The organism is Vibrio sp. 10N.222.46.A1 (assembly GCF_041473595.1).
GTDB classification, from domain to species: Bacteria; Pseudomonadota; Gammaproteobacteria; order Enterobacterales; family Vibrionaceae; genus Vibrio; species Vibrio tasmaniensis_A.
Genome location: NZ_JBFRSN010001780.1, coordinates 1 through 412, shown reverse-complemented (window position 1 = coordinate 412; position 412 = coordinate 1). Strand labels below are relative to the sequence as shown.

General features: G+C 40.5%; 1 pseudogene. It reads right to left on the bottom strand.

Going from position 1 to position 412, the window contains the following annotated elements:
• Positions 1-177 precede the first annotated feature (177 nt).
• Positions 178-412: pseudogene (locus tag AB4496_RS29295) on the bottom strand (hypothetical protein); the annotation flags it as partial.

Sequence of the window (412 nt, the reverse complement as noted above, 5' to 3'; positions counted from 1 at the left end):
GTAAATATCTGTGCTGAAATTATTTTCACACGAAATATAAATAATTAGGGTGTTGAGAATGATTTTCAGTGTTTCAAGGGCGTGAAATTTAACAATAGCGGAGGTGATAGGAGTGCCAAGTCGCAAAAAAGAACCCGTATTTGAGTTCTTTTCCTTGTATTCTTGTTGGAGATTTACTTATGACTGAGAGACATCGCGATAAAAATACCGTTCGCAAGTGCTTGGATTCATGCGCTTAATGACGTTTGATACCACAGCGACAACCAACACCGAGAATACAAGCCTTCCCCAAAATATCGTGTAGAAATCGGCCCCGATGAGTAGGATCAACAACGTATCTTCAATTAAACTGTGGAGCAAGTTGAGCAGCATGATTGCGGTGAATACGTCTCTTGCTGAGATATGCCCTTTC